At 68.7% G+C, this 14,566-nt stretch carries 13 protein-coding genes; all 13 read left to right on the forward strand.

Going from position 1 to position 14,566, the window contains the following annotated elements; all coding sequences use genetic code 11:
• Nucleotides 1-81: 81 nt before the first annotated feature.
• The 13 genes from IE247_RS20085 (at nt 82) to IE247_RS20145 (ending at nt 14,300) form a co-directional block, all read left to right on the forward strand.
• Nucleotides 82-1,878, forward strand: coding sequence for an ABC transporter substrate-binding protein (locus IE247_RS20085; protein ID WP_190124577.1), 1,797 nt, complete (start codon nt 82-84; stop codon nt 1,876-1,878).
• A gap of 122 nt (nt 1,879-2,000) precedes the next feature.
• Entirely contained in the window at nt 2,001-2,978 is a 978-nt protein-coding gene (locus IE247_RS20090) for an ABC transporter permease (RefSeq protein WP_190124578.1), read from the forward strand.
• Nucleotides 2,979-2,988: 10 nt separating this feature from the next.
• Nucleotides 2,989-4,050, forward strand: coding sequence for an ABC transporter ATP-binding protein (locus IE247_RS20095; RefSeq protein WP_190124579.1), 1,062 nt, complete (start codon nt 2,989-2,991; stop codon nt 4,048-4,050).
• A gap of 14 nt (nt 4,051-4,064) precedes the next feature.
• On the forward strand, nt 4,065-5,180 hold the full coding sequence (locus IE247_RS20100; protein ID WP_190124580.1) for an ABC transporter ATP-binding protein: 1,116 nt from the start codon (nt 4,065-4,067) through the stop codon (nt 5,178-5,180).
• 181 nt (nt 5,181-5,361) lie between these two features.
• Nucleotides 5,362-6,333, forward strand: a complete 972-nt coding sequence (locus IE247_RS20105) for a GNAT family N-acetyltransferase (protein WP_190124581.1) — start codon at nt 5,362-5,364, stop codon at nt 6,331-6,333.
• Nucleotides 6,334-6,476: 143 nt separating this feature from the next.
• Nucleotides 6,477-8,102 (forward strand): peptide ABC transporter substrate-binding protein, encoded by a 1,626-nt coding sequence (locus IE247_RS20110; protein ID WP_190124582.1) that lies wholly within the window; start codon nt 6,477-6,479, stop codon nt 8,100-8,102.
• Between the two features lie 80 nt (nt 8,103-8,182).
• The gene (locus IE247_RS20115; protein ID WP_190124583.1) at nt 8,183-9,106 is read left to right on the forward strand and encodes an ABC transporter permease; all 924 of its coding nucleotides are present in this window, start codon (nt 8,183-8,185) and stop codon (nt 9,104-9,106) included.
• Entirely contained in the window at nt 9,099-10,076 is a 978-nt protein-coding gene (locus IE247_RS20120) for an ABC transporter permease (RefSeq protein ID WP_190124584.1), read from the forward strand. The genes IE247_RS20115 and IE247_RS20120 overlap by 8 nt, the downstream gene beginning before the upstream one ends.
• Nucleotides 10,077-10,086: 10 nt before the next feature.
• The gene (locus IE247_RS20125) at nt 10,087-11,148 is read left to right on the forward strand and encodes an ABC transporter ATP-binding protein (protein ID WP_190124585.1); all 1,062 of its coding nucleotides are present in this window, start codon (nt 10,087-10,089) and stop codon (nt 11,146-11,148) included.
• Nucleotides 11,141-12,181: an ABC transporter ATP-binding protein gene (locus tag IE247_RS20130; protein ID WP_190124586.1), complete on the forward strand. Its 1,041-nt coding sequence runs from the start codon at nt 11,141-11,143 to the stop codon at nt 12,179-12,181. Before IE247_RS20125 ends, IE247_RS20130 begins: the two co-directional genes overlap by 8 nt.
• Before the next feature lie 537 nt (nt 12,182-12,718).
• A complete protein-coding gene (locus IE247_RS20135) occupies nt 12,719-12,913 on the forward strand; it encodes a hypothetical protein (RefSeq protein WP_190124587.1) in 195 nt (64 codons plus the stop codon).
• 83 nt (nt 12,914-12,996) lie between these two features.
• Nucleotides 12,997-13,890, forward strand: a complete 894-nt coding sequence (gene mshB / locus IE247_RS20140; protein WP_190124588.1) for an N-acetyl-1-D-myo-inositol-2-amino-2-deoxy-alpha-D-glucopyranoside deacetylase — start codon at nt 12,997-12,999, stop codon at nt 13,888-13,890.
• Entirely contained in the window at nt 13,887-14,300 is a 414-nt protein-coding gene (locus IE247_RS20145; protein WP_190124589.1) for a DUF6113 family protein, read from the forward strand. The genes mshB and IE247_RS20145 overlap by 4 nt, the downstream gene beginning before the upstream one ends.
• Nucleotides 14,301-14,566: the final 266 nt, after the last annotated feature.

Below are 14,566 nucleotides of genomic sequence, written 5' to 3' on the forward strand. Positions count from 1 at the left end.
CCGCCCCCGCGTCGCCGGGCAACCGGTCGGTCATGGCAGCTCTTGATGGATAACAACGGACAGGTAGGTGCAACGCGCATCATGAAGCCCCTTCGCTCACGTTCCGCGCGCGTCATAGTCGTCGCCGCTGCGGCCGGCTCCCTGGCGCTCACCGGGTGCTCCAAGAACGAAACCGGCAACACCAAGGACGAGTCCAAGAGCCAGAAGGACGCGGCCTCGCAGTCGAAGCCGGTTGTCTACGCCAAGGCGGCGGAGTCCACCGGCCCCGCGGCCGAGGTTCCGGGCGCCAAGTCGGGCGGCACGATCAACGTGCTGATGGAGTCCGACATGAGCCACATGGACCCGGGTCAGATCTACGTCAGTGACGCGGGTCAGCTGGCCAACCTGCTCCACCGGGGTCTGACCAACTTCCAGGAGGACGACAAGGGCAACCTGACCGTCGTCGGCGACATCGCCACCGACTCGGGTACCCCCTCCGAGGGCGGCAAGGTCTGGACGTACACGCTCAAGGACGGCGTCAAGGACCAGAATGGCAACGCCATCACGTCCGCCGACGTCCGCCACTCCATCGAGCGCATGTACTCGAAGGTGATCTTCGACGGCCCGCCCTACGTCCAGAGCTGGCTCTCCGGCGACGACTACCGCAAGGCGCTCCCGGACGGCCCCTACAAGGGCAAGCACCTCCCGGACAGCGTGCTCGCGACCCCGGACGCGAAGACCGTGGTCTTCAAGTTCAAGAAGGCGCAGCCCGACCTGCCGCAGGCCCTCGCGATGGCCGGCTACTCCGTCGTTCCGGAGAAGGCCGACACCAAGGCGAAGTACGACAAGGCCCCGGTCGCCCTCGGCCCCTACAAGATCGCCGAGTACAAGCCGGGCAAGTCCCTCAAGCTGGTCAAGAACACCAACTGGGACCCGAAGACCGACTCCGTCCGTCACCAGTACGTCGACGGTTACGACTTCTCGCTCACCATCGACCAGGCCAGCCAGAGCAAGCGCCTGATCGCGGACCAGGGTGACGCCAAGAACGCCATCCAGTGGACCGACCAGGTCGACCCGACCATGATCAAGGACGTCATCTCCAAGCCCGACGTCAACAAGCGCAGCATCAAGGGCTACCAGCCCTACGTCTGGCAGCTCTCCTTCAACCTGGACAAGATGAAGGACAAGAAGGTCCGCGACGCCATCACGCACGCGATGCCGAGCCAGCGCATGATCGCGCAGGACGGCGGCAAGTACGGCGGCGAGCTGGCCGGCGGTCTGATGGGTCCGACCCTGCCGGGCTTCGACCCCTCGTACGACCCCTTCGGCAAGCTGAAGAAGCCGAACGGTGACCTGGCCAAGGCCAAGGAGCTGCTGAAGGAGGCGGGTGTCAAGGAAGGCACCAAGCTGACCTACGCGTACTCCAGCGCCCCGCGCAGCCAGAAGCAGATGGTCGTCGTCCGCGGCATGCTGGAGAAGCTCGGCTTCGACGTGCAGGCCAAGGAGATCGACCGGGCGACGTACTACCAGCAGATCGGCAAGCTGGACAACCCGTTCGACCTGTACATGAGCGGCTGGGGCCAGGACTGGCCGTCGCCGTCCACCGTCATCACCCCCGTCTACGACGGTGACCTGATCTCCGACGGTGCGTCGAACTACTCGCACATCAACGACGAGCAGGTCAACAAGGGCATCGACGAGGCTCTGACGCTGGAGCCCGCGGCTGCCGCGAAGAAGTGGACCGAGATCCACAAGCGCATCGTGGAAGAGATCAACCCGGCTGCCCCGGTCTACTACTCGAAGCAGATCCAGCTGACCGGTTCGAATGTCGGCGGCGTCAAGTACAGCGTTGAGTCGAGCTACATCGACATCAACGACCTGTTCCTGAAGAACCCGTAACCCCGGTCCACACCTCACCGGCTCACGGTTGATCCGTGGGGGTGCGCGCCAGGCGGAGCGCACCCCCACGGGCCCTTTTTCTCACAACCCCCGCCGCCTACCGAAGAGAGCAGCCTCCCGCGATGCTTCAGTTCCTTCTCCGCAGGTTGACCGGCGCCGTAGTGATCATGTTTCTGATCGGCGCGTTCACGTTCTTCCTGTTCTACACAATCCCCCAGGACTTCGCCGAACTCGCCTGCGGCAAGAACTGCTCGCCGCAGAGCATCGCGGTCATCCGTGAGAATCTCGGCCTCGACAAGCCCATCACCACCCAGTTCTGGGAGTTCATGGGCGGCATCCTGACCGGCCGTGACTTCGCCACCGGGCACTGCCCCGCGCCGTGTCTGGGTGTCTCTTTCGAGACGAGTGAATTCGTCTGGGCCTCGATCATCGACCGTTTCCCGCTGACGCTCTCCCTGACCGTCGGTGGTCTGGTCATCTTCCTGGTTCTCGGACTCGGATCGGGTCTGCTCGCCGCCTGGAAGCGCGGCACCTGGGTCGACAAGCTGGTCAGCAGCACCTCGATGGTTCTCAGCTCTTTCCAGATCTACTTCCTGGGGCCGATCGTCCTCGGCATCTTCGTCTACAGCACGGGCTGGCTGGAGAATCCCAAGTACGTGCCGTTCACCGAGAATCCGGCGGCCTGGGCCCTGGGTCTGCTGATCCCCTGGGCGGTCATGGCGACCATCTTCACCGCCCAGTACACGCGTATGGCGCGCTCGACCATGATCGAGCAGCTTCAGGAAGAGCATGTCCGCACCGCCCGGGCCAAGGGCATGAAGCAGGGCTACGTATTCTTCCGTTATGCCTGGCGCGGTTCGCTGACTCCCATCGTGACCATCCTCGGCATGGACCTGAGCGGTCTGCTCGCCGGCGCGGTCGTCACCGAGTTCACCTTCGACCTGGCCGGCATCGGCCGTCTCGCCGTGAACTCCTCGCTCAGCAAGGACCTGCCGCTGACGATGGGGGTGATGCTGTTCGGAGCGTTCTTCATCCTGATCCTGAACATCATCGTGGACCTCGCCTATGCCTACATCGACCCGCGCGTGCGCCTCGCCTAGGAGATCGACCGTGACCACACTGACCAAGACCGAAGACACACCGGCCCCGACCGGGCCGGAGGCCTTCCTCTCGGTTCGCGACCTGCGGGTGCGGTTCTCCACCGAGGACGGCGTCGTCAACGCGGTCAGCGGCCTCTCCTTCGATGTCGAGCGCGGCAAGACGCTGGGCATCGTGGGCGAGTCGGGCTCCGGAAAGTCCGTGACCAACCTCGCGGTGCTCGGACTGCACAACCCGAAGAGCTCCGCCGTCGAGGGTGAGATCATCCTGGACGGCCAGGAGCTGGTCAGCGCCTCCGAGAAGGAGATGGAGAAGATCCGCGGCAACAAGGCCGCGATGATCTTCCAGGACCCGCTGACGGCGCTCTCGCCGTACTACACGGTCGGACGGCAGATCGCCGAGCCGTTCATGAAGCACACCGGCGCCTCCAAGAAGGAGGCGAAGGCGCGGGCCATCGAGATGCTCGACAAGGTCGGCATCCCGCAGCCCGCGACGCGCTTCAACGACTACCCGCACCAGTTCTCCGGCGGTATGCGCCAGCGCGCGATGATCGCCATGGCGCTGATCTGCGACCCCGACCTCCTGATCGCCGACGAGCCGACCACCGCGCTCGATGTGACCGTTCAGGCCCAGATCCTCGATCTGCTCAAGGACCTCCAGCAGGAGTTCGGCTCGGCGATCATCTTCATCACCCACGACCTGGGCGTCATCGCCAACATGGCCGACGACCTGCTGGTGATGTACGGCGGCCGGGCCGTGGAGCGCGGCAGCGTCCGCGAGGTGCTCCAGACGCCCAAGCACCCCTACACCTGGGGCCTGCTCAGCTCGATGCCCCGCCTCGGGGGCGACCTCGACGAGCCGCTGGTGCCGATCCCCGGATCCCCGCCGAGCCTTCTCAACCCGCCTCCGGGCTGTGCCTTCCACCCGCGTTGCGCCTTCACGGACGAGGTGAACGGCGGGCTGTGCTCCAGTGAGAAGCCGCTGCTGGCCACCGGACGGGCCGCTGCCTGCCACCTCTCGGCCGAGCAGAAGCAGACCATCTTCATCGATCAGATCAAGCCCAGGCTGGGCTAGGGAGACGCAGAGACATGAGCAAGAATGTCACCCTGCCGCATCAGCAGGGATCAACGGACGCCGGGCCGGGTGAGCCGCTTCTCTCCGTCGAAGGACTGGAGAAGCACTTCCCGATCTACGGCGGTTTCCCCTTCCGCAAGCAGGTCGGCGCGGTCAAGGCGGTCGACGGTGTCGACCTCCAGATCTACCCGGGCGAGGCGCTCGGCGTCGTCGGCGAGTCCGGTTGTGGCAAGTCCACCACCGGACGGCTGGTGACCCGGCTGCTGGAGCCCACCGGCGGCAAGATCACCTACGCCGGTCAGGACATCACCCACGCGGGCCGCAAGCAGCTGGCGCCGATCCGGTCCGAGATCCAGATGATCTTCCAGGACCCGTTCTCCTCGCTGAACCCGAGGCAGACCGTCGGCACCATCATCAAGAGCCCGATGGAGGTCAACGGCATCAACCCGCCCGGCGGTCGCGAGACCCGGGTGCGGGAGCTGCTGGAGACCGTCGGTCTCAACCCCGAGCACTACAACCGCTTCCCGCACGAGTTCTCCGGCGGTCAGCGGCAGCGCATCGGCGTGGCGCGGGCCCTCGCGCTGGAGCCGAAGCTGATCGTCGCGGACGAGCCGGTCTCGGCGCTGGACGTCTCGATCCAGGCACAGGTCGTCAATCTGCTCCAGAAGGTGCAGAGCGAGCTGGGCATCGCCTTCATGTTCATCGCCCACGACCTGGCGATCGTCCGGCACTTCTCGCAGCGCGTGGCCGTGATGTACCTGGGCAAGGTGGTGGAGGTCGCCGACCGCGACTCCCTCTACACCCGGCCCCGGCACCCGTACACCCACGCCCTGCTCTCGGCCGTGCCCGAGGCGGACGTGGACTCGGCGAAGAAGGACCGCATCCGGCTCTCCGGAGACGTCCCCTCGCCGATCATGCCGCCCTCCGGCTGCCGCTTCCGCACCCGCTGCTGGAAGGCGACGGAGAAGTGCGCGTCGGAGGACCCGCCGCTGGTGCAGATCTCCGGCAACCGGGAGGGTCACCTGACCGCCTGCCACTTCCCGGAGGAGCCCACGCTCTCCCGCGGCAAGGACGTCGTCCTGGACCCCGCGCTCGCCGCGCTGGAAGACGGACACACCGCCAAGGACTGATCCACGGCGGCGAAGGGCCCCGGGCCGCCTCACGGGCGGCCCGGGGCCCTTCGCCATGTCCGGAGACCGACGGGGGCTCCGGAGGCCGCCAGGGGCCGCCAGGGGCCGCTGGGGGCCTCCGGCGGCCTCTGGGGCGGAAAACGCGTTGCGCGGCCCGTCGCGCACCCCCGACAGTGATCCGATGGACGATCTCACCATCAGACCTGTGGTCCCGGGGGACGCGCCGGCGATCTGCCGCCTCCTCAACGCCGTGGACATGATCGAGATCGGCCGGGCGGAGACCGACCTGCGCTCCGTCGAGGCCGATCTCTCCCACCCCGAAGCGGGCCTCCCCGACAACTCCTGGCTGGCCCTCGCCGGCGGCGAGCCGGTCGGGTACGGACTGATGTGGGACGACTCCGGCGCCGAGCGCATCGACATGGACCAGTACATCCTCCCGGACCGCCAGGACGCGGCGGAGCGGCTCTTCGAGCTGATGGAGGCCCAGGCGGTCCGGCGGGCGGCGGGCAACGGCGCGGACCGGGCCGTCGTCCATCTGCATCTGAACGCGCACCCCACCCTGGACACCGCGATCCCCGTCCGCCGGGGCTGGCGCACCGTGCGCCGCTACCACGTGCTCACCCGCCCGCTCGACCCCGCCGCCGACCCCGCCCCCCCGCTCCCGCCGGGCCTCACCCTGCGCGACTGCCGCGCCGAGGCCGACCGCGTCATCGCCCACGAGCTGATCCAGGACACCTTCGCCCGGCACTTCGACCACCAGCCGCGCACCTACCGGCAGTGGCTCGACGACCTCGGCGAGACCATCGACTGGTCGCTGGTGTGGATCGCCTCCCTCGACGGCGACGGCGACGGCAAGGGCGACGGCTCCGGTGACGTCGCCGTACTGGTGACCTCGAACCACCGCGAGGCCCAGGGCTGGATCAACAGCCTCGGGGTGCGCGAGCGGGCCCGGGGCCGCGGCATCGCCTCGTATCTGCTGCGCCACGCCTTCGGGGTGTACGCGGGGCTGGGCCGCGCCGAGATCGGCCTCGGCGTGGACACCGGGAACGAGACCGGCGCGCTGCGGCTGTACGAGGCGCACGGCATGGCCCAGCACTTCGCCGCGGACACCTGGGAGGTCACCCTGCCGGTCACCCCGGCCCCCGCCTCCTGACGCCTCCCTCCCCGCCTCCCGACGCCTCTCCTCCGCCTCCCGGCACCCCCGCGCTCGTCCGTCCGGCGGTCTCCGGCATGCGGATCGCCGTACTTCGGGGTGATATTCGGTCCTAAGTGACACTGCGGACCGAGGAGGCGCCCATGCGTGGAGCCAGGCACGCCACATGGGCCGCCTGCGCGATGGCCGCCGCCCTCACGGCGACGGCCTGCGGCGGGGGCGGCGCGAGCGGCAGCGGGGTCGACGGCGTCGTCAGCGCCTCCTGGGGCGATCCGCAGAACCCGCTGGAGCCCGCGAACACCAATGAGGTGCAGGGCGGCAAGGTCCTCGACATGGTCTTCCGGGGGCTCAAGAGATACGACCCCAAAACCGGCGAGGCCAAGGACATGCTCGCCGAGAAGATCGACACCTCCGACTCGGTCAACTTCGCCATCACCGTCAAGGACGGCTGGACCTTCAGCAACGGCGAGAAGGTCACCGCCCGCTCCTTCGTCGACGCCTGGAACTACGGCGCGGACCTCCGCAACAACCAGCGCAACGCCTACTTCTTCGGCTACATCGACGGTTACACCGCGCTCCACCCCGACTCCGGCGACCCCACCGCCACCACCCTCTCCGGCCTCAAGATCACCGGCGAGCGCACCTTCACCGTCAAACTCAGCCAGAAGTTCTCCACCTGGCCCGACACCCTCGGCTACGCCGCCTTCGCCCCGCTGCCCAGGGCGTTCTTCGACGACCACGCCGGCTGGCTCGCCAAACCCGTCGGCAACGGCCCGTACACCGTCGACGCGTACGCCAGGGGCTCGCAGATGTCCCTGCGGAGATGGGACGGCTACCCCGGCTCCGACAAGGCCCTCAACGGGGGAGTCGACCTCGTCGTCTACACCGACAACAACACCGCCTACACCAATCTCCTCGCGGGCAACCTCGACCTCGTCGACGACGTACCCGCCGCCCAGCTCAAGAATGTGAAGACCGACCTCGAAGGCCGGTACATCAACACCCCCGCCGGCATCATCCAGACCCTCGCCTTCCCCTACTACGACAAGGCCTGGAACGCCCCCGACGGCGCGAAGCTCCGCACCGGGCTCTCCCGGGCGATCAACCGGCAGCAGATCACCGACACCATCTTCCAGAAGACCCGCACCCCCGCCAAGGACTGGACCTCCCCCGTACTCGGCACCGAGGGCGGCTTCCAGGACACCCTCTGCGGCGCCTCCTGCGAGTACGACCCCGCCGCGGCGAAGAAACTGATCGACGAGGCCGGCGGCATCCCCGGCGGCCAGATGAAGATCACCTACAACGCGGACACCGGTTCCCACAAGGACTGGGTCGACGCCGTCTGCAACAGCATCAACAACGCCCTCGGCGAGGACCAGGCGTGCGTCGGCAACCCCATCGGCACCTTCGCCGACTTCCGCGGCCAGATCACCCAGTCCAAGATGCCCGGCCCCTTCCGGGCCGGCTGGCAGATGGACTACCCGCTGATCCAGAACTTCCTCCAGCCGCTCTACTACACCAACGCCTCCTCCAACGACGGCAAGTGGAGCAACAAGGACTTCGACCGCCTCGTCGACCGGGCCAACGCCGAGAGCGACACCGCCAAGGCCGTGGCCCTCTTCCAACAGGCCGAAGAGGTCCTGCGCGACCAGATGGCGGCCATCCCGCTCTGGTACCAGAACGGCAGCGCGGGCTACTCGCACCGGATCTCCAACGTCGCCCTGAACCCGTTCAGCGTCCCGGTCTACAACGAGATCAAGGTCGCCTGACCGGAAGGCCCCCGGCCCCCGCGCCCACCCGCCCCGCCGGACCACCCCTTCCACCGTGACCACGACCCCGGGAGCCCCTGATGGGACGCTATGTGATCCGGCGGCTGCTGCAGATGATCCCCGTCTTCTTCGGCGCCACGCTGCTGATCTTCCTCATGGTCAATGTGATGGGCGACCCCGTCCAGGGCCTCTGCGGCCAGCGGGCCTGCGACCCCGCCACCGCCGCCCAGCTTCGCAAGGAGTTCGGCCTCGACAAGCCGGTGTGGCAGCAATACCTCACCTACATGGGCAACGTCTTCACCGGCGACTTCGGCACCGCCTTCAACGGCCAGCCCGTCATCGAGCTGATGGCCGACGCCTTCCCGGTCACCATCCGGCTCACCCTGGTCGCGATCTTCTTCGAGATCGTCATCGGCATCACCCTCGGAGTGATCACCGGACTGCGCCGGGGCCGCCCCGTCGACACCTCCGTCCTCCTCCTCACCCTCGTCGTCATCTCCGTCCCCACCTTCGTCACCGGCCTGCTGCTCCAACTCCTCCTCGGCGTCGAATGGGGCATCATCAAGCCCGCCGTCTCACCCGCCGCCCCCCTCGACGAGCTGATCGTCCCCGGCCTGGTCCTCGCCTCCGTCTCGCTCGCCTACGTCACCCGGCTCACCCGGACCTCCATCGCCGAGAACGCCCGCTCCGACTACGTCCGCACCGCCAAGGCCAAGGGACTGCCCCGCCGCCGGGTCATCACCCGCCATCTGCTCCGCAACTCCCTCATCCCCGTCGTCACCTTCATCGGCACCGACATCGGCGCGCTGATGGGCGGAGCGATTGTCACCGAGCGCATCTTCAACATCCACGGCGTCGGCTACCAGCTCTACCAAGGCATCCTCCGCCAGAGCACCCAGACCGTCGTCGGCTTCGTCACCGTGCTGGTGCTGGTCTTCCTCCTGGCGAATCTGCTCGTGGACCTGCTGTACGCCGTACTCGACCCGAGGATCCGCTATGCCTGAGCCGCCGTTCGACGACCAAGGAGCCATCGCGCCGACCGGCGCGGGCGGCACGATGGACCTCGCCACCGAAGAGGGCGGGAGCCTGGAACACCTCCCCGGCGGCCCCCTCGGCACCGGCCCGGAGAAAGCCCGCAGCCTCTGGTCCGACGCCTGGCGCGATCTGCGCCGCAACCCCGTCTTCATCCTCTCCGCGCTGTTCATCCTCTTCCTGGTGACCATCGCGATCTGGCCCTCCCTGATCGCCTCCGGAAACCCCCTCCAGTGCGATCTGGCCAAGGCCCAGGAGGGCTCCCAGCCCGGCCACCCCTTCGGCTTCAACGGCCAGGGCTGCGACGTCTACACCCGTACCGTCTACGGCGCGCGCACCTCCGTCACCGTCGGCGTCTGCGCCACCCTCGGCGTCGCGCTCCTCGGCTGCGCCCTCGGCGGGCTCGCGGGCTTCTACGGGGGAGCGCCGGACGCCGTGCTCTCCCGGCTCACCGACGTCTTCTTCGCCATCCCCGTCATCCTCGGCGGACTCGTCCTCCTCTCTGTCGTCCAGTCCACCACCGTCTGGCCCGTCGTCGGATTCATGGTGCTGCTCGGCTGGCCCCAGATCTCCCGCATCGCCCGGGGCTCGGTCATCACCGCCAAACACAACGACTACGTCCAGGCCGCCCGCGCCCTCGGCGCGTCCAACGCCCGGATGCTGCTCCGCCACATCGCGCCCAACGCGATCGCCCCCGTCATCGTCGTCGCCACCATCGCGCTGGGCACCTACATCTCCCTGGAGGCGACCCTCTCCTACCTCGGCGTCGGGCTGAGACCGCCCACCGTCTCCTGGGGCATCGACATCTCCTCCGCCTCGCCCTACATCCGCAACGCCCCGCACATGCTGCTCTGGCCGGCCGGCGCGCTGGCCGTCACGGTGCTCGCGTTCATCATGCTCGGCGACGCGGTGCGCGACGCCCTCGACCCCAAGCTGCGCTGAGGAGCCCGCGATGCTGCTCGAAGTACGAGATCTTCACGTCGAGTTCCGTACCAGGGAGGGGACCGCGCGGGCCGTCAACGGCGTCGACTACGCCGTCGAGGAGGGCCGGACCCTCGCCGTCCTCGGCGAGTCGGGATCCGGGAAGTCCGTCACCGCCCAGGCCGTCATGGGCATCCTCGACACGCCCCCGGGCCGGATCACCGGCGGCCAGATCCTCTTCCAGGGCGAGGACCTGCTGAAACTCAAGGAGGAACAGCGGCGGAGGATCCGCGGCGCGGGAATGGCGATGATCTTCCAGGACGCCCTCTCCTCGCTCAACCCGGTGCTCAACGTCGGCGACCAGCTCGGCGAGATGTTCACCGTCCACCGGGGACTGTCCCGCAAGGCGGCCCGCGCCCGCGCCGTCGAGCTGATGGAGCGGGTCGGCATCCCCGGCGCGGAGGAGCGCGTACGGCAGTACCCCCACCAGTTCTCCGGCGGCATGCGCCAGCGCATCATGATCGCCATGGCGCTGGCCCTGGAGCCCGCCCTGATCATCGCCGACGAGCCCACCACCGCCCTCGACGTCACCGTCCAGGCCCAGGTGATGGAGCTGCTCGCCGGACTCCAGCGCGAGCTGAACATGGGGCTGATCCTCATCACCCACGACCTCGGAGTCGTCGCCGACGTCGCCGACCGGATCGCGGTGATGTACGCGGGCCGGATCGTGGAGACCGCCCCCGTCCACGACATCTACCGGGCCCCCGCCCACCCCTACACCCGGGGCCTGCTCGAATCGATCCCCCGCCTGGACCAGAAGGGCCGGGAGCTGTACGCGATCAAGGGCCTGCCGCCCAATCTCACCCGCATCCCGCCCGGTTGCGCCTTCAACCCCCGCTGCCCCATCGCCCAGGACATCTGCCGCACCGACGAACCACCGCTGTACGAGGTCGCCCCCGGGCGCCGCAGCGCCTGCCACTTCTGGCGGGAGACGCTCGGCCGGGAGAAGCCCGGAGAGAAGCCGCGGGGGAAGCCCGGGGGCGAACCCGGGGGCGGGCCCGGGGCCACGAGCGAGGAGAAGGCCGATGAGTGAGCCGATCCTCGAAATGCGCGGACTGGTCAAGCACTACCCGCTCACCCGGGGCATCCTGTTCAAGAAGCAGATCGGCGCGGTCAAGGCCGTCGACGGCGTCGACCTCGATCTGCTGCCCGGCGAGACCCTCGGCATCGTGGGCGAGTCCGGCTGCGGGAAGTCCACCCTCGCCAAGATGATGGTCCATCTCGAACGCCCCACCGCCGGGGTGCTCCGCTACAAGGGCGAGGACATCACCCAGCTCTCCGGCCGCGCCCTGAAGCGGGTGCGCCGCAATATCCAGATGGTCTTCCAGGACCCGTACACCTCGCTCAACCCCCGGATGACCGTCGGCGACATCATCGGCGAACCGTTCGACATCCACCCCGAAGTGGCCCCCAAGGGCGACCGTCGGCGCAGGGTGCGCGAACTGCTCGACGTGGTCGGACTCAACCCCGAGTACATCAACCGCTACCCCCACCAGTTCAGCGGCGGCCAGCGCCAGCGCATCGGCATCGCCCGGGGACTGGCGCTCCGGCCGGAGATCATCGTCGCCGACGAGCCCGTCTCGGCGCTCGACGTCTCCGTCCAGGCCCAGGTCATCAATCTGCTCGCCGCGCTCCAGCGGGAACTGGGCCTCAGCCTCGTCTTCATCTCCCACGATCTGTCGATCGTCCGCCACATCTCCGACCGGGTCGGGGTGATGTACCTCGGACGGGTGGTGGAGCTGGGCCGCGACGAGGAGATCTACGACCACCCCACCCACCCGTACACCCAGGCCCTGCTCTCCGCCGTGCCCGTGCCGGACCCGCTCGCCCGCGAGCACCGCGAACGGATCCTGCTCGGCGGCGACGTCCCCTCGCCCGCGCACATCCCCTCCGGCTGCCGCTTCCGCACCCGCTGCTGGAAGGCGCGGGAGAGATGCGCCCTGGAGGTGCCCCTGCTCGCGGTCCCCGCCGAGTTCAGACTCGCCGAGGGCCCGGCGAAACACCCCTCGGCCTGCCACTTCGCCGAGGAGAAGCGCGTCGTGCCGACCGCCGGCCCGAGCGACTGAGCGGCCCGGGCGGCCCGGGCGGTCCGGACGGCTGAGCGCCCGAGCACGTCCAAGCGCCTGAGCGGCCTCTTTTACGCCGGGGCAACGCGCCCGTCGCCGGCCTGACACACGGACTCGCCAGGCTGGGGCGCGTACGGCCGTGCGGGTGCCGTGGACCGTCCGGAAGTTCGTCATGTCACTTCCGGACGGTCGGGCCCGCCCCGTGTCCATGTCCGGGGCCATGTCCGGGGCCATGTCCGGTGCCGGTGCCGGGGAAAAGATTCGGCCAGATCTGAGAGCCCACCGAGGAGGCCCGACAGGGCCCCGGCGGCGACGGTCCGCCCTGCGCCCAACTCCCCCTCCCGTCACCGGTGCTCGTATTCCGGTCGGACGACGTCACATTGAAGACACTCCCGTCGGTCGTGCGCCCCCGTGTGCTGCCGTGCACCGATCAATGCGTTCGCACGGATAGTTATGATCCGTAGCGCAAGGTGGGTAGAACCATCTGGCACATGCAAGCTGCCTGTCCCGACCGAATATCTGTGGAGGTGAACCGCCGTGGCACTCTCGATTTCGGCGGTGCTGCTGCTGGCGATCATCGTCTTCCTGCTGATCCGGAAGTCCGGACTCAAGGGGGGACATGCCGCGGTCTGCATGTTGCTCGGGTTCTATCTCGCCAGCTCGTCCATCGCGCCGACGATCGCCGATCTGACGTCGAACGTGGCGGGGATGATCGGCGACTTCAAGTTCTGAGCCGTCCCACCCGCCGTACCCGTAAGGACCGCCGGCTCGCCGAGCCGGCGCGGTGGCACCCCCTTGCCTCGTAGGGTGTCCCCATGAAGGATCCTTCCGCCCGTCGTCTGCTCCTGGTGCACGCGCACCCCGACGACGAGTCGATCAACAATGGCGCGACGATGGCCCGGTACGCCGCATCGGGCGCCCAGGTCACCCTGGTGACCTGCACCCTCGGGGAAGAGGGCGAGGTCATCCCGCCGGAACTCGCCGCCCTCACCTCCGACCGCGAGGACCGGCTGGGCCCGTACCGGGCGACCGAACTGGCCGCCGCGATGAAAGAGCTGGGCGTCACCGACCACCGCTTCCTCGGCGGGCAGGGACGCTTTCGCGACTCCGGGATGATGGGCGTCGGACAGAACGAGCGCGAGGGCGTCTTCTGGCGCACCCCCGTCGAGACGGCCGCCGCACCCCTGGTGGAGATCATCCGATCGGTGCGTCCCCAGGTCCTGGTCACCTACGACCCCGACGGCGGCTACGGCCACCCCGACCACATCCAGGCACACCGGGTCGCCACGCTCGCCGCCGGACTCGCCGCGGACCCCGGCCACCGCCAGGACCTCGGCGAACCCCACACCATCGCGAAGATCTACTGGAACCGGGTGCCGCGCTCGGTGGCCGAGGAGAGCTTCGAGCGCCTGCGCGCCCAGTCCCTGACGGGGTTCGCGGACGGCGTCGCCCGCGTCGACGACGTCCCCGGAGTCGTGGACGACACCCTGATCACCACCGAGATCGACGGCACCGCCCACGCCGAGGCCAAGGCGGCGGCCATGCGCGCCCACGCCACCCAAGTCGTGGTCGACGGCGACCGTTTCGCGCTCTCCAACCATCTCGCCCAGCCGATCTTCACGACCGAGTACTACGAGTTGGTCCAGGGCGCGCCCGGCGCGCCCACCGGCGAACGTGAGCGCGACCTCTTCGCGGGAATCGCCGGATGAGCGCCCGCGAGACCCCCGCCGGGAGCGGGCGCGCCAAGGCCGCGGGACCCCTGCGGATCGCCGCGTACCTGGGACTTCTGCTGCTCGGCGCGGTGGTCGGCGCGGCCGGATCCCTGGTCCAGGGAGGCTGGTTCCCCGGCGGTCTGCTGCTCGCGCTGCTGGCCTCGGCGGGCCTCTTCCTGGGCTCCGCCCGGGCCGTCGGCACCCAGCTCGCGGTCCTCGCCTCCGGTGCCGGATGGCTGGTCACCGTCCTGTGGCTGAGCGGTGGACGCCCGGAGGGGGACGGGGTCTTCTCCGCCGGAATCGGACCGATCATCTACATCATCGGAGGGATGACCCTCGCTGTGATGTGTGCCACCATGGCGCGTTCGACGCAACCGGGCGGCACCAGCACCCGACTTGACAGATAAAGGACGTGCGGCACCCCCGGGGTCCGGCGTTCGCCGGGTCCGCCCAGGAGTGTCGTCGAAGTGGCGTCGTCCGCCCGTAGGGCGGGCAGGCGGAACTTCGAGGACACGAACTAGGGTGTCGCCACGGAGAGCGTCGCATTCCCGTGCCGGCCATGCCCGTACGGCCGGACGGCATGGCGCTCCGTACCGTCGCAGAGATCAGTGTCCGTGGCGGCCAGTATGGTGGTGCGCGCCGCCGAGCCGCCCACAGCAGTAGCTATCCAGTA

This window comes from Streptomyces inusitatus, from assembly GCF_014651115.1.
GTDB lineage: Bacteria > Actinomycetota > Actinomycetes > Streptomycetales > Streptomycetaceae > Streptomyces > Streptomyces amakusaensis.

What these genes read in the sequence shown, in the direction of transcription:
- IE247_RS20100 (WP_190124580.1), top strand. Translation starts at nt 4,065, where the DNA reads ATGAGCAAGAATGTCACCCTGCCGCATCAGCAGGGATCAACGGACGCC.
- IE247_RS20145 (WP_190124589.1), top strand. Translation starts at nt 13,887, where the DNA reads ATGAGCGCCCGCGAGACCCCCGCCGGGAGCGGGCGCGCCAAGGCCGCG.
- IE247_RS20090 (WP_190124578.1), top strand. Translation starts at nt 2,001, where the DNA reads ATGCTTCAGTTCCTTCTCCGCAGGTTGACCGGCGCCGTAGTGATCATG.
- IE247_RS20125 (WP_190124585.1), top strand. Translation starts at nt 10,087, where the DNA reads ATGCTGCTCGAAGTACGAGATCTTCACGTCGAGTTCCGTACCAGGGAG.
- mshB (WP_190124588.1), top strand. Translation starts at nt 12,997, where the DNA reads ATGAAGGATCCTTCCGCCCGTCGTCTGCTCCTGGTGCACGCGCACCCC.
- IE247_RS20105 (WP_190124581.1), top strand. Translation starts at nt 5,362, where the DNA reads ATGGACGATCTCACCATCAGACCTGTGGTCCCGGGGGACGCGCCGGCG.
- IE247_RS20085 (WP_190124577.1), top strand. Translation starts at nt 82, where the DNA reads ATGAAGCCCCTTCGCTCACGTTCCGCGCGCGTCATAGTCGTCGCCGCT.
- IE247_RS20115 (WP_190124583.1), top strand. Translation starts at nt 8,183, where the DNA reads ATGGGACGCTATGTGATCCGGCGGCTGCTGCAGATGATCCCCGTCTTC.
- IE247_RS20130 (WP_190124586.1), top strand. Translation starts at nt 11,141, where the DNA reads ATGAGTGAGCCGATCCTCGAAATGCGCGGACTGGTCAAGCACTACCCG.
- IE247_RS20120 (WP_190124584.1), top strand. Translation starts at nt 9,099, where the DNA reads ATGCCTGAGCCGCCGTTCGACGACCAAGGAGCCATCGCGCCGACCGGC.
- IE247_RS20110 (WP_190124582.1), top strand. Translation starts at nt 6,477, where the DNA reads ATGCGTGGAGCCAGGCACGCCACATGGGCCGCCTGCGCGATGGCCGCC.